We start from the raw sequence: 22,720 nt of genomic DNA, 5'->3' as shown, positions 1-22,720 counted from the left end.
AGTCAACAGATTCGTTGGCTGATCCACCGCCTTCGCGAGCAAGCCCGCTCCCACATTTTGTCTGGGGCAGACTCAAGATCGGCTACTTAACCGCCGACACCCTCCACACCTTATTCCCCACATCATCGGCCACCAGCAAATCCCCTTGCTGATCAATTACCACGCCCACCGGCCGGCCCATGGCTTTCTCGTCTTTATTGAGGAACCCGGTCAGCACGTCCACCGGCTGCCCCTTGGGTTGCCCACCCTCGAACGGCACGAAGATCACCTTGTAGCCACTGTGCGGTTTGCGGTTCCACGAACCATGCTGGCCAATAAATGCGCCGTTGCTGAACTGCGCCGGGAGTTTGCTGCCCTCGGCAAACGTCAGCCCCAGGGAAGCGGTATGCGGTCCAACGGCATAGTCCGGGGCGATGGCTTTGGCGACCAGGTCGAGGTTTTGCGGTGAGACGCGTACGTCCACATGCTGGCCGTAGTAACTGAAGGGCCAGCCATAAAACGCGCCATCCTTGACCGAGGTGATGTAATCCGGCACCAGGTCGCTGCCGATCTCATCGCGCTCGTTGACCGCCGTCCACAGCTTGCCGCTCTGCGGTTCCCAGGCCATGCCATTGGGGTTGCGCAGGCCGGAAGCGAAAATCCGGTGTTGGCCCGTGGCGCGGTCGACCTCCCAGATCGCCGCGCGGCCTACCTCCGCCGCCAGGCCGTTCTCACCGACGTTGCTGTTGGAGCCGACACTCACATACAACTTGCTGCCGTCCTTGCTGGCCACCACGTTTTTGGTCCAGTGGTGGTTGATGCTGCCACCCGGCAGGTCGACCACCTTGGTGCCGGCTGCCTTGATCGCGGTTTCGCCCGGCTGATAAGGGAAGCGCAGCAGCTTGTCCGAGTCGGCGACGTACAGGTCGTTACCCACCAGCGTCATGCCAAACGGCGAGTTGAGGTTCTCCAGAAATACCGTGCGCGTCTCGGCTACACCATCATGGTCGGCGTCGCGCAGCAGTGTGATGCGGTTCGGGCTTGGCACGCCCGCGCCAGCGCGGCCCATGACTTTCTCCATCACCCAGCCGCGAATGCCGGTGGCGTCATCCGGCTTGGGTGGCGAATTGGTTTCGGCGACCAACACATCACCATTGGGCAACACGTAGAGCCAGCGCGGGTGATCCAGGCCTTCGGCAAACGCCGCCACTTGAGTGCCGGCGGCGGCTGTCGGCTTGGCGCCTTCCGGCCAGCCGATCGCCGGGGCAATGTTGACGGTGGGGATCAGGGTTTTGTTCGGCTCCGGCAATTTGGGCGATGGCCCGGTGCCGTCCGAGACCTGCAAGGTAGAGCTTTCACCGCAGGCGGCGAGGGTGCCAGCGAGCATGATCAGTAAGGCGAGTCTGGTTTTGTGCATGGTTTTCTCCTTAATACCTGTAAAGGTAGAGAAGCGCGGCAGTCGGATGGTTCAAGTGCAAGGCCAGCTTTAATTGACGCTCCACCCCCAACCCACTAACCTTCGCCGCTTGTTCCAGGTGCTCTGTGGCCCATGTGCCGACAGAGTGAAACAGGGAAGCCGGTGAGTGAGCGCGCTTATACACAGCGCAGCCGCAATTCCGGCGCTGCCCCCGCAACGGTAAATGAGTGAAAACGGTGCTTTTTGCCACTGTATCCGCGTGATATGGGAAGGCGCACCGTTGGCCTGCTCGCGCTAAGCAGAGCGCCACTCATGAGCCCGGAGACCGGCCTGGATCATCCAACAGCATCACGGTGGGCGATGCTTGGCTGTCTGTTTTTTCTTTTTCCTGCCCGCCGTTTTTGTCCAGCCCCAACGGAGAGCTGCCATGACTGATTCCCCCGACCGCGACGAACGCCACCTGGCGCGCATGCTGCGCAAAAAAGCCGTGATCGACGAGCGTATCGCCAATTCCCCCAACGAATGCGGCCTGCTGCTGGTGCTGACCGGTAACGGTAAAGGCAAAAGCAGCTCGGCGTTCGGCATGCTCGCCCGCGCCATGGGCCACGGCATGCAGTGCGGCGTGGTGCAGTTCATCAAGGGGCGCAACAGCACCGGCGAGGAACTGTTCTTCCGGCGCTTCCCCGAGCAAGTGCGCTTCCATGTGATGGGCGAAGGCTTCACCTGGGAAACCCAGGACCGCCAGCGCGACATCGCCGCCGCCGAAGCTGCCTGGGCGGTTTCCCGCCAATTGCTGCAAGACCCGTCCATCGGCCTGGTGGTGCTGGACGAGCTGAACATCGCCCTCAAGCACGGCTACCTCGATCTGGACCAGGTTCTCAGTGACCTGCAAGCTCGCCCGCCGATGCAGCACGTGGTGGTCACCGGCCGTGGCGCCAAGCCTGAACTGATCGAAATGGGCGACACCGTCACCGAAATGGGCATGCTCAAACACGCGTTCCAGGCCGGTATCAAGGCACAGAAGGGCGTCGAACTTTGAATCAGCCCCGTCATTGCCCAGCCGTATTGATCGCCGCTCCGGCGTCCGGCCAGGGCAAAACCACCGTCACCGCCGCGCTCGCCCGCTTGCACCGCAACCTGGGGCGCAAGGTGCGCGTGTTCAAATGCGGGCCGGACTTTCTCGACCCGATGATCCACGAGCGTGCCAGCGGTGCGCCGGTGTATCAGTTGGACATGTGGATGGTCGGTGAGCAGGAAAGCCGCCGCTTGCTGTGGGAAGCAGCCGGCGAAGCTGACCTTATTCTTATCGAAGGCGTAATGGGGCTGTTTGACGGCACACCGTCAAGCGCCGACCTGGCGCGGCACTTTGGTGTGCCGGTGCTCGGCGTGATCGACGGCACCGCCATGGCCCAGACCTTCGGCGCGTTGGCCCTGGGCCTGGCGCGTTATCAGCCGGACCTGCCGTTCGCCGGCGTGCTGGCCAATCGAGTCGGCACCTTGCGTCACGCGCAACTGCTCGAAGGCAGCCTCACTGAAGGCCTGCGCTGGTATGGCGCGTTGTCCCGTGAGACCGGTATTGAGTTGCCGAGCCGGCACTTGGGGCTGGTGCAAGCCAGTGAACTCAATGACCTCGACGTGCGCCTTGACGCTGCCGCCCAAGCCCTGGGCAGCAGTTGCGAAGTCGCGCTGCCGCCACCGGTGACCTTTGCCGCGCCGCAAGTGATTGAAGCCGAGCCGCTGCTCGCCGGTGTGCGCATCGCGGTGGCCCGTGATGAAGCCTTCGCCTTTACCTACGGCGCCAGTCTTGACCTGTTGCGGGCAATGGGCGCAGAGCTGAAGTTTTTTTCGCCGATTCACGATCACCAATTGCCCGACGCCGACAGCCTCTACCTGCCCGGCGGCTACCCCGAATTGCATCACCAGGCACTGTCCGAAAACACCCCGATGCTTGAGGCTATCCGTGCCCATCATGCGGCAGGCAAACCGCTGCTGGCGGAATGTGGCGGCATGCTCTACCTGCTGGATTCGCTCACCGATGTGCACGGCACCCGTGCCGAACTGGTCGGCCTGCTGCAAGGCGATGCGGTCATGCAAAAGAAACTTGCGGCCCTGGCCCTGCAAAGTGTCGAGTTGCCCGAAGGTGTGCTGCGCGGTCACACCTATCATCATTCGCTGACCAGCACCGAATGGCAGCCGATTGCCCGTGGCCTGAGCCCCAATGGCGGGCGCGGGGCGGAGGCGGTGTATCGGCAGGGGCGGATGACGGCTTCTTATGTGCACTTTTATTTTCCGTCTAACCCAACGGCGGTGGCTGCACTCTTTGCGCCTGTCATGAGCAACGCCTTCGCGAGCAAGCCCGCTCCCACAGGAGAATGCATTCCAAATGTGGGAGCGGGCTTGCTCGCGAAGAGGCCATGACGGACAACCAATACCCCCAAGCCGACCGCGACGCCGTCTACCGCGCCATTGCCGAACGCCGCGACATGCGCCACTTCACCGGCGGCACGGTCGCGCCCGAATTGCTGCACCGCCTGCTCCAGGCCGCTCACCAGGCGCCCAGCGTCGGCCTGATGCAGCCCTGGCGGTTTATCCGCATCAGCGACCGTCAACTGCGTGGAAAAATCCAGCAGTTGGTGGAACAGGAACGCGTGCGCACCGCCGAAGCCTTGGGCGAGCGCTCTGATGAGTTCATGAAGCTCAAGGTCGAAGGTATCCACGACTGCGCCGAAGTCTTGGTGGCCGCGCTGATGGACGATCGCGAGCGCCACATCTTTGGTCGGCGCACCTTGCCGGAGATGGACATGGCGTCGTTGTCCTGTGCGATCCAGAACCTCTGGCTGGCCGCCCGTGTCGAGGGCATCGGCATGGGCTGGGTCTCGATGTTCGAGCCACGGGCGCTGGCCGACCTGCTGGGCCTGCCGCCCGGCGCCAAACCCCTGGCCGTGTTGTGCCTGGGCCCGGTGGCCGAGTTCTATCCGGCACCGATGTTGCAACTCGAAGGCTGGACCGAACCACGGCCGCTGAGTGACATGTTGTATGAGAATGTGTGGGGAGTGAGTCAATGAGTGTGGCCTTGCTGTGTGTCGCTGCGGTGGCGCTGGATGCGCTGCTGGGCGAACCCAGGCGCTGGCATCCGCTGGTGGCGTTCGGCAATTTCGCCGGGCGCATCGAGCAACGTTTCAACACCGGTGGCCGTGGCTGGCGCAGCCACGGCGTGACCGCATGGTTTATCGCCGTGGTGCCGCTGACGCTGTTGGCCACCGCGCTGTCCTGGGCGCCCTATATCGGCTGGGTCCTGGAAATTCTGGCGCTGTACCTGGCGCTCGGCATGCGCAGCCTGGGTGAGCATGTGATTCCGGTTGCCCAGGCGTTGCGCAGCGGTGATCTGGATGAAGCGCGCAAACGTGTGAGTTATCTGGTCAGCCGCCAGACCAGCGAGCTGGACAGCACCGAAGTCGCCCGCGCCGCCACTGAATCCGTGCTGGAGAACGGCAGCGACGCGGTATTTGCCGCACTGTTCTGGTTTGTGGTCGCCGGTGTGCCGGGCGTGGTGTTGTACCGCCTGAGCAACACCCTGGATGCCATGTGGGGTTATCGCAACGAACGCTTCGAGCGCTTCGGCTGGGCAGCCGCCAGGATCGACGATGTACTCAACTATATTCCTGCACGGCTGGTGGCGCTGACCTACGCCGTGTTGGGCAAAACTCGCTTGGCGCTCAGATGCTGGCGCACCCAAGGCCCGACCTGGGACAGTCCCAACGCGGGTCCGGTGATGGCGGCCGGGGCGGGCGCCTTGGGCGTCGAGCTGGGGGGCGCGGCGATTTATCACGGCGAGCTGCATCAGCGCCCGCAGTTGGGCGAAGGCCCGGCCGCCGATGCCGACGCCATCGACCGTGGCTGGCAACTGGTGCAGCGTGGCGTTTGGTTATGGCTGTTGATCCTCTGCGCGGGGGCGCAATTGTATGCTTGAGCACGGTGGGCGCCTGCGTAAGGCGGTGATTGAATACGGGATTGCCGAGGCCGATTGGCTCGACCTGTCCAGCGGCCTCGCGCCCTGGCCCTGGCCGATCCCCGAGATCCCGCTGCGCGCCTGGGCGCGTTTGCCCGAAACCGACGACGGCCTGGAAAAGGCCGCCTGCGACTATTACGGCGCCGCCCACCTGCTGCCGGTGCCGGGCTCCCAGGCGGCGATTCAACTGCTGCCGCGCCTGCGTCGTTCCGGCAAGGTTGGTGTGTTGTCACCTTGTTATGCCGAGCACGCCGAAGCCTGGCGCCGCGCCGGCTATGTGGTGCGCGAAGTGCAGGAGCAGGAAGTCGACTTCTTTCTCGACAGCCTCGACGTGCTGGTGGTGGTCAACCCCAACAACCCCACCGGCCTGAGCCTGAGCCCGCAACGCCTGCTGGACTGGCACGCGCGGCTGGCGCAGCGCGGCGGCTGGCTGGTGGTGGACGAGGCGTTCATGGACGTTACGCCGCAACTGAGCCTGGCCAGCCACACCCACCATGTCGGCCTGATTGTATTGCGCTCGTTCGGCAAGTTCTTCGGCCTTGCCGGTGTGCGCCTGGGCTTTGTGCTGGCCGAGCGCCGGTTGCTCAGGCTGCTGGCCGAGCAGGTGGGTCCCTGGGCCGTCAGCGGGCCGACCCGCGTGCTTGGCCAGGTGTGCCTGCGCGATACGGCCGGGCAGGTTCGCCAGCGTGAGCGCTGTGTCGAAGCAGCGCAGCGCCTGTTTGACCTGCTCGAATGCCACGGGTTTCAACCTTACGGCGGCTGCGCGTTGTTCCAGTGGCTGATCACCCCGCACGCCGAACGCATGCATGAATTCATGGCCCAGCGCGGCATCCTGCTGCGCCTGTTTGTCCATGACAGCAGCCTGCGCCTTGGCCTGCCCGATACCGAGGCGGATTGGCTGCGACTCGACGAAGCCCTGGCCGCTTACAAGGAAGCAACATGAGTACGCTGATGGTGCAAGGCACCACCTCCGACGCGGGCAAAAGTACCCTGGTGACCGCGCTGTGCCGCTGGCTGGTGCGCCAGGGCATCGCAGTGGCGCCGTTCAAACCGCAGAACATGGCGCTCAACAGTGCCGTGACCGCTGAAGGTGGCGAGATCGGCCGCGCCCAGGCGGTGCAAGCCCAGGCCGCCAACCTGGCGCCACACACTGACATGAACCCGGTGCTGCTCAAACCCAACAGTGACACCGGCTCCCAAGTCATCATTCACGGCCGCGCCGTGACCAGCATGAACGCCGTGGCCTATCACGACTATAAAGCCATCGCGATGCAGGCGGTGCTGGCCTCCCACACACGCTTGAGCGCGGCCTACCCGGTGGTGATGGTGGAAGGCGCCGGGTCGCCTGCGGAGATCAATCTGCGCGCCAATGACATCGCCAATATGGGCTTTGCCGAAGCGGTGGATTGCCCGGTGCTGCTGATTGCCGACATCAATCGCGGCGGGGTGTTCGCCCACCTGGTCGGCACCCTGGAATTGCTTGCGCCGACCGAACAGGCGCGGGTCAAGGGCTTTATCATCAACCGTTTTCGCGGCGATATCGCCTTGCTGCAGCCTGGCCTGGATTGGCTGGAAGCGCGTACCGGCAAGCCGGTGGTAGGCGTGCTGCCCTACGTGATGGACCTGCACCTGGAAGCCGAAGACGGCATCGACCAGCGCCAGATCGACAAGGCTGCCCAAGTGCTCAAGGTGGTGGTGCCGGTGTTGCCGCGTATCAGCAACCACACGGACTTTGACCCGCTGCGCCTGCATCCCCAGGTGGATTTGCAGTTTGTGGGGCCGGGCCAACCGATTCCGCCTGCCGACCTGATTATCCTGCCGGGCTCCAAAAGCGTGCGCAGTGACTTGGCCTATTTGCGCGCCAACGGCTGGGACACTGCCGTGGCTCGGCACTTGCGTTATGGCGGCAAAGTGCTGGGGATTTGCGGCGGCTTGCAGATGCTCGGCGAGCAACTGCATGACCCGCTCGGGCTGGAAGGGCCGGCCGGCTCCAGTGAAGGTTTGGGGCTGCTGGCGTTCAGTACGACCCTGGAAGCAGAGAAGCAGCTGCGTAATGTGCGAGGGCGCTTGTTGCTGGAAGATGCCGAGGTCAGTGGTTATGAGATTCACGCCGGCGTGACGTGCGGTGAAGCGCTGGCGAACGCCGCCGTGCAGCTGGATGATGGCCGCAGTGACGGCGCCCAGAGTGCCGACGGGCAGATCCTCGGCACCTACCTGCACGGCCTGTTCGAAAGCCCTGCCGCGTGCAGCGCCTTGTTGCGCTGGGCCGGGTTGCAGGACGTACAGGAGGTGGATTACCACGCCTTGCGCGAGCGCGATATCGAGCGTTTGGCGGACCTGGTGGAGAACCACCTGGATACCGCGTTGTTGCGCAAGCTATGCGGGCTCTGACGGTGTACACCCAGTCCAAATGTGGGAGCGGGCTTGCTCGCGAATGCGACAGGTCAGCCACTGCATACCTATCTGACTCACCCCACTCGCTGCTGCACACCCCAGCCTCTCCACCCGCCGAACAAGGTGCTACCGCATGCATCAACTAATCCTCGGCGGCGCCCGCTCCGGCAAGAGCCGCCTGGCCGAAAAGCTCGCCAGCGACAGCACCTTGCCCGTCATCTACATCGCCACCAGCCAGCCGTTGGATGGCGAGATGAGCGCACGTGTCGCGCATCACCGTGAGCGGCGTCCCGATCATTGGGGCCTGATTGAAGAACCCATCGAACTGGCCCGCGTACTGCGCGAAAACGCCGCTGTCGGTCGCTGCTTGCTGGTGGATTGCCTGACCCTGTGGCTCACCAATCTGCTGATGCTCGAAGACCCGGCGCGCCTGGCGCTGGAGCGTGATCAATTGCTGCAAACCCTGGCTGCACTGCCAGGTGAAATCATTTTTGTCAGCAACGAGACCGGAATGGGTGTCGTGCCGCTGGGCGAATTGACTCGCCGCTATGTGGATGAAGCCGGTTGGCTGCATCAAGCCTTGGCCGAGCGGTGTCAGCGTGTTGTCCTGACGGTTGCCGGCCTGCCCCTGACTTTGAAAGGTACTGCGTTATGACTGACACCTGGTGGCTCAACCCCTGCAAGGCCGTCGACACGGCGGCGCACGAACAAGCGCTGGCGCGCCAACAGCAGTTGACCAAACCGGCCGGTTCGCTCGGTCAATTGGAAGCGGTGGCGGTGCAACTGGCCGGTCTGCAAGGCCAGGTCAAACCGTTGGTTGACCAGGTGTGGATCGCCATTTTTGCCGGTGACCACGGCGTCGTCGCAGAAGGCGTGTCAGCGTTTCCCCAGGAAGTGACCGGGCAGATGCTGCACAACTTCGTCACTGGCGGCGCAGCCATCAGTGTGTTGGCGCGCCAGTTGGATGCGCAGCTGGAAGTGGTCGACCTCGGCACGGTGACGCCATCGCTGAACCTGCCCGGTGTGCGTCACCTGAACATTGGCGCGGGCACGGCCAATTTCGTCAACGGCCCGGCCATGACCGAAGCTCAGGGCCGTCTGGCACTGCAAGCCGGTCGTGACAGCGCGGGTCGCGCATTGGAAAGCGGCGCCCAGCTGTTTATCGGCGGCGAAATGGGCATCGGTAATACCACCGCCGCCAGTGCCTTGGCGTGCGCGTTGCTCGACTGCAAGGTCAGCGACCTCACAGGCCCGGGCACCGGCTTGAACGCCCAGGGCGTCAGCCACAAAGTGGCAGTCATCGAACGCGCACTGGCGCTGCATGCCAGTCAGCGCGATGACGCATTGCACACCCTGTTCAACCTCGGCGGGTTTGAAATCGCCGCGCTGGTCGGTGCCTATCTGGCCTGCGCGCAAGCAGGCATCGTCGTGCTGGTGGACGGGTTTATCTGTACCGTCGCCGCACTGGTTGCCACGCGCTTGAACCCGGCCTGCCGCGAATGGCTGGTGTTCGGCCACGGTGGCGCCGAGCCGGGCCATCGTCACGTCCTGCTGCACCTCAACGCCGAACCCTTGCTGCAACTCGGTCTGCGCCTGGGCGAGGGCAGTGGTGCGGCGCTGGCGGTGCCGTTGCTGCGCCTGGCGTGTGCGCTGCACGGGCAAATGGCGACATTCACCGAAGCGGCCGTGGCAGACCGCCCGGCATGACCTTGCACCTGGACCTGCTGCGCCACGGCGAGACCGAGCTGGGTGGCGGCCTGCGTGGCAGCCTCGACGATGCGCTGACCGACAAGGGCTGGGCGCAGATGCACGCTGCCGTGGCAGAGCAGCGGCCTTGGGACCGCTTGATCAGCTCGCCGTTGCAACGTTGCGCGCTGTTCGCCCAAGAGTTGGGCGCACGCCTCGATATACCGGTGACCTTGGAAAAAGATCTGCAGGAGTTGCACTTCGGCGCTTGGGAAGGGCACAGCGCAGCGGCGCTGATGGAAACCGACGCTGAAGGGCTCGGCCTGTTCTGGGCCGACCCCTACAGCTTCACACCACCTGAGGGCGAGCCGGTCAGCGACTTTTCCCGCCGTGTCCTGGGCGCCATCTTACGCTTGCATCAGGCCTATGCCGGTGAGCGCGTGTTGCTGATCAGCCACGGTGGCGTGATGCGTCTGCTATTGGCGCAGGCGCGCGGTTTGCCGCGCGAGCAGTTATTGAATGTCGAAGTCGGCCATGGCGGGCTGTTCAGCCTGTACGTGGCTGCCGATGGCGTATTGAAGGAGGGAACCTGACGATGCTGCCGTTCTGGATTGCCCTGCAATTTCTCAGCAGCCTGCCGATTCGTTTGCCGGGCATGCCGCAGCCTAAGGAGCTGGGGCGTTCGCTGCTGTTTTATCCCGTGGTCGGGTTGTTGTTCGGCGTGCTGTTATGGGCGCTGAACAGCGTATTGATGGGTGCGCCATTGTTGCTGCATGCCGCCTTATTGCTGACGGCGTGGGTATTGCTGAGCGGTGGCTTGCACCTGGACGGCCTGGCGGACAGCGCCGATGCCTGGCTCGGCGGTTTCGGCGACCGCGAGCGCACCCTGACCATCATGAAAGACCCACGCAGCGGGCCGATCGCAGTGGTTACTCTGGGATTGGTGCTATTGCTCAAGTTCGCCGCGCTGGTGGCATTGATTGAGCAACACAACGGTGCGGCATTGATCCTGGCGCCGTTGATCGGGCGGGCATCGATGCTGGCGCTGTTCCTTACCACGCGCTATGTGCGTGCAGGTGGTTTGGGCCAGGCGCTGTCAGACCATTTGCCGCGCGTTGTCGGCCAACAGGTGCTGATCCTCAGTGGCCTTGCCTGCATCCTGATCGGCGGTTTCAGCGGCGGCATTGCGGTTTTGCTGGCGGCGCTGTGTTTTATCGGCCTGCGCCAATTGATGGTCAACCGGCTCGGTGGCACGACGGGCGACACTGCTGGCGCGCTCCTGGAGCTGCTGGAAGTCGCGGTATTGGTCGGTTTGGCGCTGTAACACTTTCTTGCATTTCCTTAATCGCGGGTATATACACGTTCCATGCTTGCCTCCCAATGTTTATGCACCAACCTGCGACGTGCCGCCCGTGGCGTCAGCAGGCATTACGACGGCGCTCTCGACGGCTTCGGGATCAACGTCGCCCAGTATTCTCTGCTGTGCAACTTGCAGCGTCTCGACCAACCGAGTATTTCCAGCCTGGCCGAAGCCATGGGCCTGGATCGCAGCACCTTGGGCCGCAACCTGCGCGTGCTCGAAGGCGAAGGCCTGGTGCAGTTGGTCGAGGGCGATGACCTGCGCAACCGCCTGGTGCTGTTGACGCCAGCCGGCGAAGAGCGGCTGGCTGCGGCGTTGCCGGCGTGGGAAGCGGCGCAGCAAAAATTGATTGATCAGTTAGGCGCCGAAAAGCGCGAAACCTTGTTGGCCTTGCTGGATGAACTCGCCTGAGCGCGGGTTTGTTCGATTACAAGCGGGTATATACCCGCGAGCGGAGAATAAGAACATGACCTCGATGTGGCGCACCAGTGGTTGGATCCTTGTAGGGAGTGCGCTGATCCTGGCGTTGTCCTTGGGCGTGCGGCATGGCTTTGGCCTGTTCCTGGCGCCGATGAGCAACGAATTTGGCTGGGGCCGCGAGACGTTTGCCTTTGCCATCGCCCTGCAGAACCTGATCTGGGGCCTGGCGCAGCCGTTTACCGGCGCCCTGGCCGATCGTTTTGGCGCGACCAAAGCGGTGTTTGTCGGCGGTGTACTGTACGCCGTGGGCTTGGTATTGATGGGCATGTCCGATTCGGCGTGGTCATTGTCGCTGAGTGCGGGCTTGCTGATTGGCATCGGTCTGTCGGGCACCTCGTTTTCGGTGATTCTCGGCGTGGTGGGCCGCGCCGTACCGCCGGAAAAGCGCAGCATGGCCATGGGCATCGCCAGCGCCGCAGGCTCTTTCGGCCAGTTCGCCATGGTGCCCGGCACCTTGGGTTTGATCGGCTGGCTGGGCTGGTCGGCCGCCCTGTTGGCACTGGGCCTGATGGTGGCGCTGATTCTGCCGCTGGTGGCGATGCTCAAGGACAAGCCGCTGCCGGTGGTGACTGGCCAGCAAACCTTGCGCGATGCCTTGAAGGAAGCCTGTTCCCATTCCGGTTTCTGGTTGCTGGCATTCGGTTTTTTTGTTTGCGGTTTCCAGGTGGTGTTTATCGGTGTGCACCTGCCGGCGTATCTGGTCGACCAGCATTTGCCGGCCACGGTGGGCACTACGGTGCTGGCCTTGATCGGTCTGTTTAATGTATTCGGCACCTACACCGCCGGCTGGCTTGGCGGGCGCATGTCCAAGCCTCGGTTGCTCACCGGCCTGTACCTGCTGCGTGCAGTGGTCATCGTGTTGTTCCTGTGGGCGCCGGTCACCGAAATCACCGCCTACCTGTTTGGCATGGCCATGGGCTTCTTGTGGCTGTCCACGGTGCCGCTGACCAACGGCACCGTCGCCACCTTGTTTGGTGTGCGAAACCTCTCGATGCTCGGTGGGATTGTGTTCCTGTTCCACCAACTCGGGTCGTTCCTCGGCGGTTGGTTGGGCGGGGTGGTCTATGATCGAACCGGCAACTACGATTTGATCTGGCAGGTGGCGATTCTACTCAGCCTGCTCGCCGCCGCGCTGAATTGGCCGGTGCGCGAGCGGCCGGTGGCGCGCTTGCAGGCGCAGATGGAGGCGGCATGAGTGTGACGGCACGGTGTTTGACGGTGGCGGCGCTGGTCGTGCTGATGCTGCTGGCCTGGTGGGGCTGGCAGCGCGGCGGGCTGGCATTGATGCAACTGGGTATGTCGATCTGTTAAGTTCGTGGTCTGGAAATGTTAAGGACTCACGACATGCAGATGCGCTGGCTTGCAGTACCCGTCCTGATGGCCATTGGCAGTGTTGCCATTGCCGCCAATTGCCCGCCGTTGCTTGAGGGCCAATTGCCCAAGCTGCGCGCCAAGGAATCCATCGATTTGTGCCAGCGCTTCGCCGGCAAACCCCTGGTGATCGTCAATACCGCCAGCTTCTGCGGGTTCGCGCCACAGTTCAAAGGCCTCGAAGCTTTGTACCAGCGCTATAAGGGCCAGGGCCTGGAAGTGATTGGTGTGCCGTCCGATGACTTCAAGCAGGAAGCCAAGACCGGCGAAGAGACCGCCAAGGTCTGCTACGTGAATTACGGCGTGACCTTCACCATGACCGAGCCGCAAAAAGTCAGAGGACCGGACGCGGTCCACCTGTTCAAGGTCCTGGCGCAGCAGACCAGCGCGCCAAAGTGGAATTTCTACAAGTACGTGGTCGATCGCCAGGGTAAAGTCATTGCCAACTTCTCCAGTTTGACCAAGCCGGACAGCCCGGACCTGATCAAGGCAGTGGAAGCGGCATTGGCCTCCAAACCCTGAACGTCGGGAATTAAAAAGCCCCGCCTCCTGTGCAGGAGAGCGGGGCTTTTTTGATTCAACTGGCGAGCCGGTCAGGCTCGCGGCGAATCAGAACTTGTACGTCGCACCCAGGCCGTAACCCCAAGCGCTGTTTTTGTACTCGGCGTTGTAGGCGTTGCCCTTGCCGGTACGGTTGACGTTGACTTCTTCTTCCCACAGGTAGGAGACGGCAGCGTCAATCGTCCAGTCTTCGGTTGGGCTGAAGCCGGCACCAAAACTGACGGCCTTACGGTCGCCAGTCGGGATGCGCACCGAACGGTCAGTGTTGTTGGTAGGCGATTGGTCGACCGAGAAGCCGGTACGCAGTACCCACTGTTTGTTGACTTGGAACGAAGCACCGATGGCTGAGGCCCAGGTGTCATGCCAGTTCTGTGGCTCGTTGATGCGACCGATTGGGCCAGCCGCGCCACCCAGTGCAGGCGAAACGCCCGAGTTGTTGACGGTGATTTCTTTCAGGCGGCTCCAACGGGTCCATGTGGTACCCGCATACAACGTCCATTGGTCATCCAGCTTGTGGGTGATGGACATGTCGTAGGATTCCGGGGTGGTGATGTTCAACTTGGCGTCAAAACGCCCGCCGTTGAAAGGACCAAAGCCCAGGCCGGAAATATCGGTGTGACCGGTGAGGTTGTAGGACACCTTGGAGGTGTACGTCAGGCCGATGTTGGTGCTCGCCCATGGCGTTACCAGGATACCGACTTTGTAGCCCCACGCGGTGTCATCACCCTTGATGTCCACCAGGCCATCATTGCGGCCAAAGGTTTGCGCCAGCGGCGTCGACGAGGTCAGGTTGCCGCTGATCTTGTTGAACGTCGGGCCGATACCCACGGACACGTATTCGTTGAAGGCGTAGCTGACAGTCGGCTGGATGGTGACGACTTTAACGTCACTCTTCTTGCCGTAGTAACGGCCGCCGAAGCTGTCTTCGTAATTGGTGATCAGGCCGAACGGCGCATATACGCCCAGGCCGAACGCCAGGTCATCGGTGGCTTTTTTCACGGCAAACAACATCGGGACTTTGGTGAAAGGCACCATGTCGCCGTCGTTGCTGCTGCCGGGTGGGCCGCCGCTGGTGTTTTTGATATCGGTCTTGGCGTCGATCGCTGCGACACCGGCAGTGATTTGATCGCGCTTGAGGCGCGACATGCCGGCAGGGTTGCCAGCGACAGTACTTGCATCATCGGCAGATGAAGAGCGCCCTGCAAAACCAGTACCCATCCCACTGATGCTTTGCTCGTTGAGGGCAAAGCCGCTCGCAAACAGTTGGGTGGAGGCCATTGCAACGGCGAGGCTAAGTGTGGTCTTGAGCATTACTTTTTTCATTATTAGAACTCCGTGGTGATCACCGCTGCGGAAAGTAACAATAAATTTAGGTTAGCGCTATAGGCTGTAATGCAGGAGATAGAGCGGTTTTGTAGGACAATCCGACCAAAATCAAGGTTTTTAGCCGAACCTTGCAAAACGCCTGATCAACAAGTGACCTGATTCATGGCTGAAACACAGGTTTGCCAGGCTTGGGTAAAATCCCGCAGCCGACCTTGTGGGTGAAAAATTTCTTTCCAGATACGCGCCATCGCCAGTACATCGCCCGGCGCCGGCAGGGCAGGCCGGTGTTGCTCCACCAGCAGCCAGGCAATGGCGGTGGCATATCGCAGGTTAACGGTCAGCTCAAGCTGCGGCGCACTGAGGAATGCATGCTGACTGGCCAGGCCGCGTACCAGGCTGGCGCGCTCGGGGTCGCGCGCCAGGTAGTGGTCCCAAAGGGCACGGTGGCGCGGTTCGGTGATGCTGTACAGGCCGTGGCCACGCCGGTCGTGCAGCGCCGAGCCGAGTTCCGACTGGCTGGCGGCAATGCCCAGCAGCAGGGCTTCGGCTGTCGCGTCATGGCGGCCGAGGTAGATCAACGTCGGCCGGATCACATAACGACACAATTCGCTGGCGGCGATACCCATACAAGCCTCGTTCCATGAAAGTGGTCGACGGTGCCTGAGAGGGGGCTTGGCAGCTGTGAATCGGATCTCAGGCCCGTCGCAAGCGGATCATGCCGCTTGAGTTGAAGTGTAGTGTCATATTCACGATGTAAAGGACTGTTTTTAAAACATCTTCTTCATTTAGTTATAACGTTTATATCTATTTGAACTTAGCCAAAATGTTTCAATGACGAATTTCAGGCAATAAAAAACCCTGCTTTTTAAACAGGGTTTTTGTGTTTCAGCGACTCGGGTCGATCAGGCAGTCAGTGCCTGACGGGTACGCTCGATCACGGCCTGCAGCGGTTCTGCGCTGGAGTATTGATCGGGGTACAGGCGTTCGCTGTGACGAGCGATGCCGTGTTCGTTGACCAGGGTGAAGCTGAAGCAGCCTTTGCGAGCGGCCATGATCAGGCAGTTCATTGGTGCAAAAGCGTTAGTGAGGGTGCGAATGGCATCCTGAGTGTGGATTTGAGTGTTCATATTATTGGTGTTCCTACAAATGACACGGATAAGAACCGTGCAGCGTTAAAACGTTCCAGTAACGTTGATCACCATTGATCAAACGAAGAACCCGACTGGAACAAAGCAGCCAGTTTGAAGCGCTATTAAGTTGGCGCGCTTGGGCTGGCAGGTAGGTACTTAGGAGGGCAGGCAACACAACAGGGGCAAAGGTTCTGGGCCCAGGGTGAAGATCCTGATCAATTTGCAGGTTGGTTCGGTCAGAGTATTGAGACTTCGCGGCACCCTTTGCATGTTCAAAGGCAGTGTCGTCGCAAGTGATACCTGGAAACCATCGAGGTGGTCGGTCCCGTGTTGTTCAGGGGAGTTGTTCGACCAGAATTGACTTTCAGCTTGGTACTAACGCCGCGGATAGTAACGGATCGAAACCTGGAAGGGAAGCGGTTGAGCAAAAAAATTTCTTCAGCCGCCGAGCAATCCACGATAGACCAGCACCGTCACGGCCGCCGCCAGTGAGCAACCCAGCCCGTAGGCGGCGAGGGTCAGGCGCCAGGAGTGGCCGCTCTCGATCACCTTCATCACGTCGCGCATGTCATTGATCCGGCTGTCTCCCAGCTCGATGCACAGGCTGACGGCAGTGAAGGCCGCCGATAACAGGATGGCAATGGCGAATAACGCACCGTCAGGCGAGGGCAGCGCTGCATTGATGCCCAGTGAGGTCGCGCAGATGGCGAGCAGCAACACGGCAAACAACAAGATTCCTTTCATCAGCGCCTACAGGAGGGTTACGTCGATGGGGCATGAGTGTGGCGAGCCGAGGCGGATTTGAAAAGTACTCTGTTCCTGCAGGTCGGTAACATTTTCGAACAGGTTGAAGCAAAAAACCTCGGTCATGAAACCGGCGGGTGGGTACTTGTGCACATTAGTTGCGCGGTGTGTAACCCCTCTGTCAACTGCCCGGAAGCGCCGTCGTTAGCCTGCAACGAAAATTTAAGTCAATGAAAAACATCACTTTTTTTAATTGGTGAAAAAATCGTCAGTTTGACTGCGGCCCCCGTTTCATGGGCCTTTGCGCGAGTTCAAGGCAGGTTGTCCACTGAGTTATCCACAGCTTCTGTGGATTGTCCCGAGCGCTTGCTCTAGAACGGGCGTGTAGGATTTTTCCAGCTTTACCTGCGCGAAAAAAAGAGTAGAGTGGCGCGCCTTCCAATCTGTCCCACAGTGCTTTATGAAGTTTCGCTCAGTATCACACTCTGTTACCGACACCCCTCAAACTGTTACCGCACCCAAGCGCTTTTCCTTGAAAGTTGCCTTGTGGCTGCTCGACAGCCCGCGACTGGGGCACAACGCCAACATCAAGCACTTCGCCGGACGCTTGCTCAAGCAGCCGGCCCGCGATGGCGTAGTCGCCGCCCAAAGCCGGCTGGGCCAGTTGATGTGTCGCGAGTGCGGCAATGCCCGCGACCGCCGCATTGGCCACGACCTGCTGCGCCTGGCCGCCCGCGCCGGCGACCGCCGCGCCCTGCGCGAGTTGGGGCAGGTCGAAGACTGAGCTGTCCTCAAGCCCCGTGCTTGGTTAACCTTGCTCCTTTTCGGTGATGGCAGAAATGGCTATGGTTTTTGACTGGACCAGTGTTGCCTTGGGTCTGGCGGGTGCAGCAGTGCCTTTATTGGCCCTGTGCTGGCAGATTCAACGACGACTGAGCGCGCGCATGACCGGCTGGGAGCTGCTCGAAGAGCGCCTGGCGACCGCGCAACTGGCCCAGGAGGGGCTGGCCGCGCAACTCGACGCCAGTCGCGATGAAATCAGCGACCTCAGCCAGGCCAATGCCGCCAAACAGGCTGACCTGGCCGCCATGCGCCGCGAGGTCGAACTGCTGCAAATCGACCGCGATAATGCCCGCGATGCCGCCCACGCCTGGAACCTCGACCGCAGCGCCAAGGAAACCGAGCTGCGCCGCCTCGATGCGCTGTCAGCCGCCTTGCGCGCCGAACTGCGCGAGCAACAGGACAGCCATCAACAGCGCCTCACCGACTTGCAAGGTTCGCGCGATGAGCTGCGCGCGCAGTTTGCCGAGCTTGCCGGAAAAATCTTCGATGAGCGCGAGCAGCGTTTCGCCGAAACCAGCCAGGAACGCCTGGGCCAATTGCTTGACCCACTGAAGGAGCGCATCCAGTCCTTCGAAAAACGTGTGGAAGAAAGCTATCAGAACGAAGCCCGCGAGCGTTTTTCCCTGGCCAAAGAGCTTGAGCGTCTGCAGCAATTGAACCTGCGCCTGTCGGACGAAGCCACCAACCTGACCCGTGCCCTCAAGGGCCAGAAAACCCAGGGCAACTGGGGTGAACTGATTCTCGAGCGGGTGCTGGAACATGCCGGGCTGGAAAAGGGCCGCGAGTACCAGACCCAGGTGAGCCTAAAAGGGCCGGACGGCGAGCGCTTCCAGCCGGACGTGCTGATCATGTTGCCGGGCGACAAGCAGGTGGTGGTCGACTCCAAGGTCAGCCTCACGGCGTATCAGCAATATGTGGCGGCAGATGATGAGGTGATTGGCCAGGCGGCCCTCAAGCAGCATGTACTGTCCCTGCGTAACCACGTCAAAGGCTTGGCCGGCAAGGATTACAAGCGCCTGGAAGGCCTGCACAGCCTGGATTTCGTGTTGCTGTTCGTGCCCATAGAGGCGGCTTTTTCCGCGGCTTTGCAGGCTGAGCCGAACCTGTTCCAGGAGGCGTTCGACCGCCATATCGTGATTGTCAGCCCCACCACCTTGCTCGCGACCCTGCGGGTGATCGACAGCCTGTGGAAGCAAGAGCGTCAGAGCCAGAACGCGCGGGAAATTGCCGAACGGGCCGGCTGGCTGTATGACAAATTCGTGCTGTTCATCCAGGACCTGGATGAAGTGGGCAACCGTCTGCAACAGTTGGATAAGGCTTACAGCGCGGCGCGTAACAAGCTCACAGACGGGCGTGGGAATCTGGTTAGCCGTACCGAGCAATTGCGCTTGCTGGGCGCGCGTGCGAGCAAAAGCCTGCCGGCGGATTTGCTCGAACGCGCGATGACCGATTCAGACGGCGTGGCGCATTTACCCGAGTAAATGCAATCCAAAATGTGGGAGCTGGCTTGCCGGCTCCCTCAGGGTACCGAGTACACGCTGTTTAAAGCGGCAAATGCCGACTCAACAACGCCCGCAACGCCGCCGGTTTCACCGGTTTGGCCAAGTAATCCAACCCCGCTGCATGCACCTCGGCGACCATCTCAGGCCGTCCATCGGCGCTGATCACCACCCCGGGAATCGGCTCCGCCAACTGCGCCCGCAGCCAGCCCATCAGCTCCGTGCCAGTCTCGCCGTGGTCCAGGTGGTAATCCACCAGCGCCAACTGTGGTCGCACACCTTCAGCCAGCAGTGCCGCGCATTGCGCCTGGTCGGTGGCGGTCCACACCTCGCAGCCCCAGCGCGTCAGCAGGCTGCGCATGCCGATCAGGATGCTTTCCTCGTTATCCACGCACAGCACCTGCGCGCCGCTTAATGGCTGCCCATTGTCTGGCGCGATCTTGACCTGCGGGCTGGCCTGGTTGCGCGCCAGCGGCACGCGCACGCTGAACACGCTGCCTTGGCCCGGCCACGAGCGCACGCTCAACGTATGCCCGAGCACGCGGCACAGGCCGTCAGCGATGGCCAAGCCCAGGCCCAGGCCTTTCTCGGCGCGAGTCTGGTGGCTGTCCAGGCGCTTGAACTCTTCGAAGATGACCTTCTGTTTATCCAGCGGAATGCCAGGGCCACGGTCCCACACTTCCAGGCACAGTTCGCCCTTGCGCCTGCGCACGCCCAGCAGCACGGGGCCGTCGGCATAGCGGAACGCATTGGTGAGAAAATTCTGCAGAATCCGCCTGAGCAACTTGATGTCGCTGTCCACCCGCAACCGGCTGCCGCGCAGGCGGAAACGCAGGCCCTGCTCCTGAGCCAGCGCCTTGAATTCGGCGCCGAGGGTGTCGAACAGCTCGTTGAGCACAAAGGGTTGGCGCTGCGGGTTGATCTTGCCGTTTTCCAGGCGTGAGATATCCAGCAAATCGCTGATCAAGTCTTCGGCCGAGCGCAGCGAGCTGTCCAAGTGCTGCACCAATTGCCGGGCCTCGGAGGACAAACCGTCGTGCTGGTGGGAGAGGGCAGCCGAGAACAGGCGCGCGGCATTCAAGGGTTGCATCAGGTCGTGACTGACAGCGGCAAGGAAGCGGGTCTTCGACTGGCTGGCAGATTCGGCCACGCCCTTGGCGTCGGTCAATGCGACATTGAGCTGGGACAGCTCATGGGTGCGCTCGGTCACCCGTTGCTCAAGGCCTTCGTTGGCCTCGGTCAGCGCCTGCTCGGCCTCCCGGAACGCGGTGATGTCGGTAAAGCTCATAACAAACCCACCGCCGGGCATCGGGTTGCCGATCAGCTCAATCACGCGGCCATTCGGGAATAACCGTTCGGAGGTGTGCGCGCGACCTTGGCGCATCCAGTGCAGGCGGCGCGCTACGTGCACTTGGGCCTCACCCGGCCCGCACAGGCCGCGCTCGGCGTTGTAGCGAATGATGTCGGCAATCGGCCGACCCACGCTGATCAGGCCTTCAGGGTAGTTGAACAGTTCCAGATAGCGGCGGTTCCAGGCCACCAGCTTGAGGGACTGGTCGACCACACTGATGCCCTGAGTGATGTTTTCGATCGCGCCTTGCAGCAACGCGCGGTTGAACTGCAACACCTCGGAGGCTTCGTCGGCGATGCGTACTACGTCCTCCAGCTGCATCTCCCGACCTTCAATCGCGGCTTTTACCACTGCGCGTGTCGAAGAGGCGCCGAGCACACCGGCCAGCAAGCGTTCGGTGTGGGCGATCCATTCGTTATCGGCGTTCTGGTTGGGGTTGAAGCCTTTGCCTTGGCGATAGGCGAAACGGATAAAGCTCTGCTGGGCGCGTTCCTCGCCGACAAAACGTGCCGCGAGGCTGAGCAGGTCGCTGATCTGCACCGACAGCATCGAGCGCGCATTCGCGCGTTGGCTGATTTCCTGGCCGATAAAGCGTCCGGCCTGCCAATGCTCGGACACCCGTGTGCGCGACAGCATCGACACCCACACAAACAGCGTGAAGTTGCCCGCCAGGGAAAACACAGTGCCCAAGGTCAACGAGGTGACGGTGAAACCAAAGGGGTGCGAATGCATCCACGTCAGGCCGGGGAAAAGGCTCAACGACCAACCCAGGCTTTTCGCTGTCACCGGTAGGACCAAGGTGTAGAACCACAGGAAAGTGCCCGCTGCCAAACCGGCAAACACACCGCGTCGGTTGGCCTGCTTCCAATACAGCGCGCCAAGCATCGCGGGCGCCAGTTGGGTAACGGCGGCGAACGCGATCTGGCCGATGGTCGCCAGGCTCGCGCTGGAGCCGAGCAGGCGGTAACTCACGTAGGCCAGCAACAGGATGATCACAATGCTCACGCGGCGCACCGACAGCATCCAGTGGCGGAATACTTCGAACGGCCGTTCAGCGCTGGAGCGGCGCAACAGCCAAGGCAGCAACATGTCGTTGGAGACCATGGTCGACAAGGCAATGCTCGCCACAATCACCATGCCGGTCGCCGCCGAGGCGCCGCCGATAAACGCCAGCACGGCGAGCGCCGGGTGCGCTTCGGCCATGGGCAGGCTGATCACGTAGGAATCCGGCAATACTGAGGCGGGCAAGAGCATTTTGCCGCCGAGGGCGATAGGGATGACGAACAGCGCGGCGAGGATCAGGTACGCGGGGAACACCCACTTGGCCAGGCGCAAATCCTGCGGGTCGATGTTCTCCACCACGGTGACGTGAAACTGCCGGGGCAGGCAGATGATCGCCATCATCGCTACGCCGGTCTGCACCACCATCGATGGCCAGTTGATGGTTTCTGTCCAGTATTCCTCCAGGCGCGGGGCGAGCATGGCCTGGCTGAACAGGTCGCCAAAACCGTCGTACAGGCCGAAGGTCACGAATGCGCCGACCGCCAGAAAGGCAAACAGCTTGACCAGGGATTCAAACGCAATGGCCAGCACCATGCCACGGTGGTGTTCGGTAGCATCGAGGTTGCGGGTACCGAACACAATGGTGAACAGCGCCAATACCAGCGACACGATCAACGCGGTGTCCTGGGCGCGGGTGCCGGTGGTGTCGGGGCCGGAGCCGATCAACAGGTTCACGCCCAGCACGATGCCTTTGAGTTGCAGGGCGATATAGGGCAGCACGCCGACCAGGCAAATCAGCGCCACCACCACCGCCAACGATTGGGATTTGCCGTAGCGTGCGGCGATAAAGTCGGCAATGGAGGTGATGTTTTCCTGCTTGCTGATCAGGATCATCTTTTGCAGCACCCAGGGTGCCAGCACCAGCAGCAGAACAGGTCCCAGGTAGATCGGTAAAAACGCCCACAGTTGCTCGGCGGCCTGGCCTACGGCGCCGAAGAAGGTCCAACTGGTGCAGTAAACGGCCAGCGACAGGCTGTATACCCAGGCACGCATGCGTGGCGGCAGCGGCGCGTGGCGGCGATCCCCGTAAAAGGCGATGGCGAACATAATGGCCATATAGGCCAGGGCAACGGCGGCGATCAGCCCGCTGGACAGCGTCATGGTAACTCCGAGCATAAGAACACCCGGGCATTCCGAACCCGGTGGGACAGTCTCGCATGATGCCGGGGGTTAGTCAGTGTCGACCAAGGTCGTGTGAGGGGGGCTTGGCGTGGCGGGGTGTATATCCGTTGCTGCGGTAACGGCGGCTTATGGTTCCGCTCTTGCAGCGGGTCACTTTTGTAAAGACCGGAATGCCGGCCCAGACAAAAGTAACCAAAAAGTCTTCGCCCCAACACTCGGTGCCTCGCTATGGCTCGGCATGCCCCCAAATCACTGTCAGATTCCGGCCATCGTGTTTGACGGGGCGATTTCAGATCAAGATCACGATCAAAAGCGCAGATCAAAAGACCGCTGACTTCGTCATCGAAAAGGATGTAAGAGCCGGAGCAACAGCAACAGCAGAGCCA

At 61.7% G+C, this 22,720-nt stretch carries 21 protein-coding genes and 1 riboswitch; of the genes, 15 read left to right on the top strand and 6 right to left on the bottom strand.

Annotation, left to right across the window (positions count from 1 at the left end; genetic code table 11):
- Window positions 1-82 precede the first annotated feature (82 nt).
- Window positions 83-1,396, bottom strand: a complete 1,314-nt coding sequence (locus ACTD9P_RS24705; RefSeq protein WP_438869749.1) for a PQQ-dependent sugar dehydrogenase — start codon at window positions 1,394-1,396, stop codon at window positions 83-85.
- Window positions 1,397-1,495: 99 nt separating this feature from the next.
- Window positions 1,496-1,744: riboswitch (cobalamin riboswitch) on the top strand.
- A gap of 79 nt (window positions 1,745-1,823) precedes the next feature.
- Between ACTD9P_RS24705 and cobO the strand changes: the two genes are divergently transcribed.
- The 13 genes from cobO (at window position 1,824) to ACTD9P_RS24640 (ending at window position 13,218) form a co-directional block, all read left to right on the top strand.
- Window positions 1,824-2,435, top strand: coding sequence for a cob(I)yrinic acid a,c-diamide adenosyltransferase (gene cobO / locus ACTD9P_RS24700; RefSeq protein ID WP_106576411.1), 612 nt, complete (start codon window positions 1,824-1,826; stop codon window positions 2,433-2,435).
- Window positions 2,432-3,814 (top strand): cobyrinic acid a,c-diamide synthase CobB, encoded by a 1,383-nt coding sequence (locus ACTD9P_RS24695; protein ID WP_438869748.1) that lies wholly within the window; start codon window positions 2,432-2,434, stop codon window positions 3,812-3,814. The genes cobO and ACTD9P_RS24695 overlap by 4 nt, the downstream gene beginning before the upstream one ends.
- Window positions 3,811-4,461: a 5,6-dimethylbenzimidazole synthase gene (gene bluB / locus ACTD9P_RS24690; protein ID WP_138814452.1), complete on the top strand. Its 651-nt coding sequence runs from the start codon at window positions 3,811-3,813 to the stop codon at window positions 4,459-4,461. The genes ACTD9P_RS24695 and bluB overlap by 4 nt, the downstream gene beginning before the upstream one ends.
- The gene (gene cbiB, locus ACTD9P_RS24685) at window positions 4,458-5,366 is read left to right on the top strand and encodes an adenosylcobinamide-phosphate synthase CbiB (protein ID WP_170039158.1); all 909 of its coding nucleotides are present in this window, start codon (window positions 4,458-4,460) and stop codon (window positions 5,364-5,366) included. Before bluB ends, cbiB begins: the two co-directional genes overlap by 4 nt.
- Complete coding sequence (cobD, locus tag ACTD9P_RS24680) at window positions 5,359-6,348, top strand: threonine-phosphate decarboxylase CobD (RefSeq protein ID WP_438869747.1); 990 nt, start codon at window positions 5,359-5,361, stop codon at window positions 6,346-6,348. Before cbiB ends, cobD begins: the two co-directional genes overlap by 8 nt.
- Window positions 6,345-7,796, top strand: coding sequence for a cobyric acid synthase (locus tag ACTD9P_RS24675; RefSeq protein ID WP_438869746.1), 1,452 nt, complete (start codon window positions 6,345-6,347; stop codon window positions 7,794-7,796). The genes cobD and ACTD9P_RS24675 overlap by 4 nt, the downstream gene beginning before the upstream one ends.
- Window positions 7,797-7,932: 136 nt before the next feature.
- On the top strand, window positions 7,933-8,454 hold the full coding sequence (gene cobU / locus ACTD9P_RS24670) for a bifunctional adenosylcobinamide kinase/adenosylcobinamide-phosphate guanylyltransferase (RefSeq protein WP_438869745.1): 522 nt from the start codon (window positions 7,933-7,935) through the stop codon (window positions 8,452-8,454).
- The gene (gene cobT, locus ACTD9P_RS24665) at window positions 8,451-9,506 is read left to right on the top strand and encodes a nicotinate-nucleotide--dimethylbenzimidazole phosphoribosyltransferase (protein WP_438869744.1); all 1,056 of its coding nucleotides are present in this window, start codon (window positions 8,451-8,453) and stop codon (window positions 9,504-9,506) included. Before cobU ends, cobT begins: the two co-directional genes overlap by 4 nt.
- The gene (gene cobC / locus ACTD9P_RS24660) at window positions 9,503-10,078 is read left to right on the top strand and encodes an alpha-ribazole phosphatase family protein (RefSeq protein ID WP_438869743.1); all 576 of its coding nucleotides are present in this window, start codon (window positions 9,503-9,505) and stop codon (window positions 10,076-10,078) included. Before cobT ends, cobC begins: the two co-directional genes overlap by 4 nt.
- Window positions 10,079-10,080: 2 nt before the next feature.
- Window positions 10,081-10,809: an adenosylcobinamide-GDP ribazoletransferase gene (locus tag ACTD9P_RS24655; RefSeq protein ID WP_438869742.1), complete on the top strand. Its 729-nt coding sequence runs from the start codon at window positions 10,081-10,083 to the stop codon at window positions 10,807-10,809.
- Between the two features lie 42 nt (window positions 10,810-10,851).
- Window positions 10,852-11,256, top strand: coding sequence for a MarR family winged helix-turn-helix transcriptional regulator (locus ACTD9P_RS24650; protein ID WP_138814459.1), 405 nt, complete (start codon window positions 10,852-10,854; stop codon window positions 11,254-11,256).
- A 64-nt stretch (window positions 11,257-11,320) separates the two neighbouring features.
- Entirely contained in the window at window positions 11,321-12,520 is a 1,200-nt protein-coding gene (locus ACTD9P_RS24645; RefSeq protein WP_438869750.1) for an MFS transporter, read from the top strand.
- A gap of 149 nt (window positions 12,521-12,669) precedes the next feature.
- On the top strand, window positions 12,670-13,218 hold the full coding sequence (locus ACTD9P_RS24640) for a glutathione peroxidase (RefSeq protein ID WP_438869740.1): 549 nt from the start codon (window positions 12,670-12,672) through the stop codon (window positions 13,216-13,218).
- Window positions 13,219-13,305: 87 nt separating this feature from the next.
- On the opposite strand, the gene ACTD9P_RS24635 is transcribed toward ACTD9P_RS24640, so the two are convergent.
- The 4 genes from ACTD9P_RS24635 to ACTD9P_RS24620 form a co-directional block, all read right to left on the bottom strand.
- The gene (locus ACTD9P_RS24635) at window positions 13,306-14,580 is read right to left on the bottom strand and encodes an OmpP1/FadL family transporter (RefSeq protein WP_438869739.1); all 1,275 of its coding nucleotides are present in this window, start codon (window positions 14,578-14,580) and stop codon (window positions 13,306-13,308) included.
- Window positions 14,581-14,726: 146 nt separating this feature from the next.
- The gene (locus ACTD9P_RS24630; protein ID WP_438869738.1) at window positions 14,727-15,209 is read right to left on the bottom strand and encodes a hypothetical protein; all 483 of its coding nucleotides are present in this window, start codon (window positions 15,207-15,209) and stop codon (window positions 14,727-14,729) included.
- A gap of 276 nt (window positions 15,210-15,485) precedes the next feature.
- The gene (locus tag ACTD9P_RS24625) at window positions 15,486-15,710 is read right to left on the bottom strand and encodes a hypothetical protein (protein ID WP_016972449.1); all 225 of its coding nucleotides are present in this window, start codon (window positions 15,708-15,710) and stop codon (window positions 15,486-15,488) included.
- Between the two features lie 441 nt (window positions 15,711-16,151).
- On the bottom strand, window positions 16,152-16,457 hold the full coding sequence (locus ACTD9P_RS24620; protein WP_438869737.1) for a hypothetical protein: 306 nt from the start codon (window positions 16,455-16,457) through the stop codon (window positions 16,152-16,154).
- Window positions 16,458-16,917: 460 nt separating this feature from the next.
- Here ACTD9P_RS24620 and ACTD9P_RS24615 point away from each other — a divergent pair, with 460 nt between their 5' ends.
- Both ACTD9P_RS24615 and ACTD9P_RS24610 read left to right on the top strand, forming a co-directional pair.
- Window positions 16,918-17,241, top strand: coding sequence for an SEL1-like repeat protein (locus ACTD9P_RS24615; RefSeq protein WP_438869736.1), 324 nt, complete (start codon window positions 16,918-16,920; stop codon window positions 17,239-17,241).
- 175 nt (window positions 17,242-17,416) lie between these two features.
- A complete protein-coding gene (locus ACTD9P_RS24610; RefSeq protein WP_178112725.1) occupies window positions 17,417-18,781 on the top strand; it encodes a DNA recombination protein RmuC in 1,365 nt (454 codons plus the stop codon).
- Between the two features lie 61 nt (window positions 18,782-18,842).
- Here ACTD9P_RS24610 and ACTD9P_RS24605 read toward each other — a convergent pair whose 3' ends face one another.
- Entirely contained in the window at window positions 18,843-22,313 is a 3,471-nt protein-coding gene (locus ACTD9P_RS24605; RefSeq protein ID WP_438869735.1) for a hybrid sensor histidine kinase/response regulator, read from the bottom strand.
- Window positions 22,314-22,720 lie beyond the last annotated feature (407 nt).

Origin of the sequence: Pseudomonas onubensis (assembly GCF_965653655.1) — a bacterium.
Classification (GTDB): domain Bacteria; phylum Pseudomonadota; class Gammaproteobacteria; order Pseudomonadales; family Pseudomonadaceae; genus Aquipseudomonas.
This window is presented reverse-complemented; position numbering and strand designations above follow the sequence as displayed.

Bases quoted from the DNA above. Each gene is read 5' to 3' on its own strand.
- ACTD9P_RS24705 (WP_438869749.1), bottom strand. From the start codon at position 1,396: ATGCACAAAACCAGACTCGCCTTACTGATCATGCTCGCTGGCACCCTC.
- cobO (WP_106576411.1), top strand. From the start codon at position 1,824: ATGACTGATTCCCCCGACCGCGACGAACGCCACCTGGCGCGCATGCTG.
- bluB (WP_138814452.1), top strand. From the start codon at position 3,811: ATGACGGACAACCAATACCCCCAAGCCGACCGCGACGCCGTCTACCGC.
- cbiB (WP_170039158.1), top strand. From the start codon at position 4,458: ATGAGTGTGGCCTTGCTGTGTGTCGCTGCGGTGGCGCTGGATGCGCTG.
- cobD (WP_438869747.1), top strand. From the start codon at position 5,359: ATGCTTGAGCACGGTGGGCGCCTGCGTAAGGCGGTGATTGAATACGGG.
- ACTD9P_RS24675 (WP_438869746.1), top strand. From the start codon at position 6,345: ATGAGTACGCTGATGGTGCAAGGCACCACCTCCGACGCGGGCAAAAGT.
- cobU (WP_438869745.1), top strand. From the start codon at position 7,933: ATGCATCAACTAATCCTCGGCGGCGCCCGCTCCGGCAAGAGCCGCCTG.
- cobT (WP_438869744.1), top strand. From the start codon at position 8,451: ATGACTGACACCTGGTGGCTCAACCCCTGCAAGGCCGTCGACACGGCG.
- cobC (WP_438869743.1), top strand. From the start codon at position 9,503: ATGACCTTGCACCTGGACCTGCTGCGCCACGGCGAGACCGAGCTGGGT.
- ACTD9P_RS24655 (WP_438869742.1), top strand. From the start codon at position 10,081: ATGCTGCCGTTCTGGATTGCCCTGCAATTTCTCAGCAGCCTGCCGATT.
- ACTD9P_RS24650 (WP_138814459.1), top strand. From the start codon at position 10,852: ATGCTTGCCTCCCAATGTTTATGCACCAACCTGCGACGTGCCGCCCGT.
- ACTD9P_RS24645 (WP_438869750.1), top strand. From the start codon at position 11,321: ATGTGGCGCACCAGTGGTTGGATCCTTGTAGGGAGTGCGCTGATCCTG.
- ACTD9P_RS24640 (WP_438869740.1), top strand. From the start codon at position 12,670: ATGCAGATGCGCTGGCTTGCAGTACCCGTCCTGATGGCCATTGGCAGT.
- ACTD9P_RS24635 (WP_438869739.1), bottom strand. From the start codon at position 14,580: ATGAAAAAAGTAATGCTCAAGACCACACTTAGCCTCGCCGTTGCAATG.
- ACTD9P_RS24630 (WP_438869738.1), bottom strand. From the start codon at position 15,209: ATGGGTATCGCCGCCAGCGAATTGTGTCGTTATGTGATCCGGCCGACG.
- ACTD9P_RS24625 (WP_016972449.1), bottom strand. From the start codon at position 15,710: ATGAACACTCAAATCCACACTCAGGATGCCATTCGCACCCTCACTAAC.
- ACTD9P_RS24620 (WP_438869737.1), bottom strand. From the start codon at position 16,457: ATGAAAGGAATCTTGTTGTTTGCCGTGTTGCTGCTCGCCATCTGCGCG.
- ACTD9P_RS24615 (WP_438869736.1), top strand. From the start codon at position 16,918: ATGAAGTTTCGCTCAGTATCACACTCTGTTACCGACACCCCTCAAACT.
- ACTD9P_RS24605 (WP_438869735.1), bottom strand. From the start codon at position 22,313: ATGACGCTGTCCAGCGGGCTGATCGCCGCCGTTGCCCTGGCCTATATG.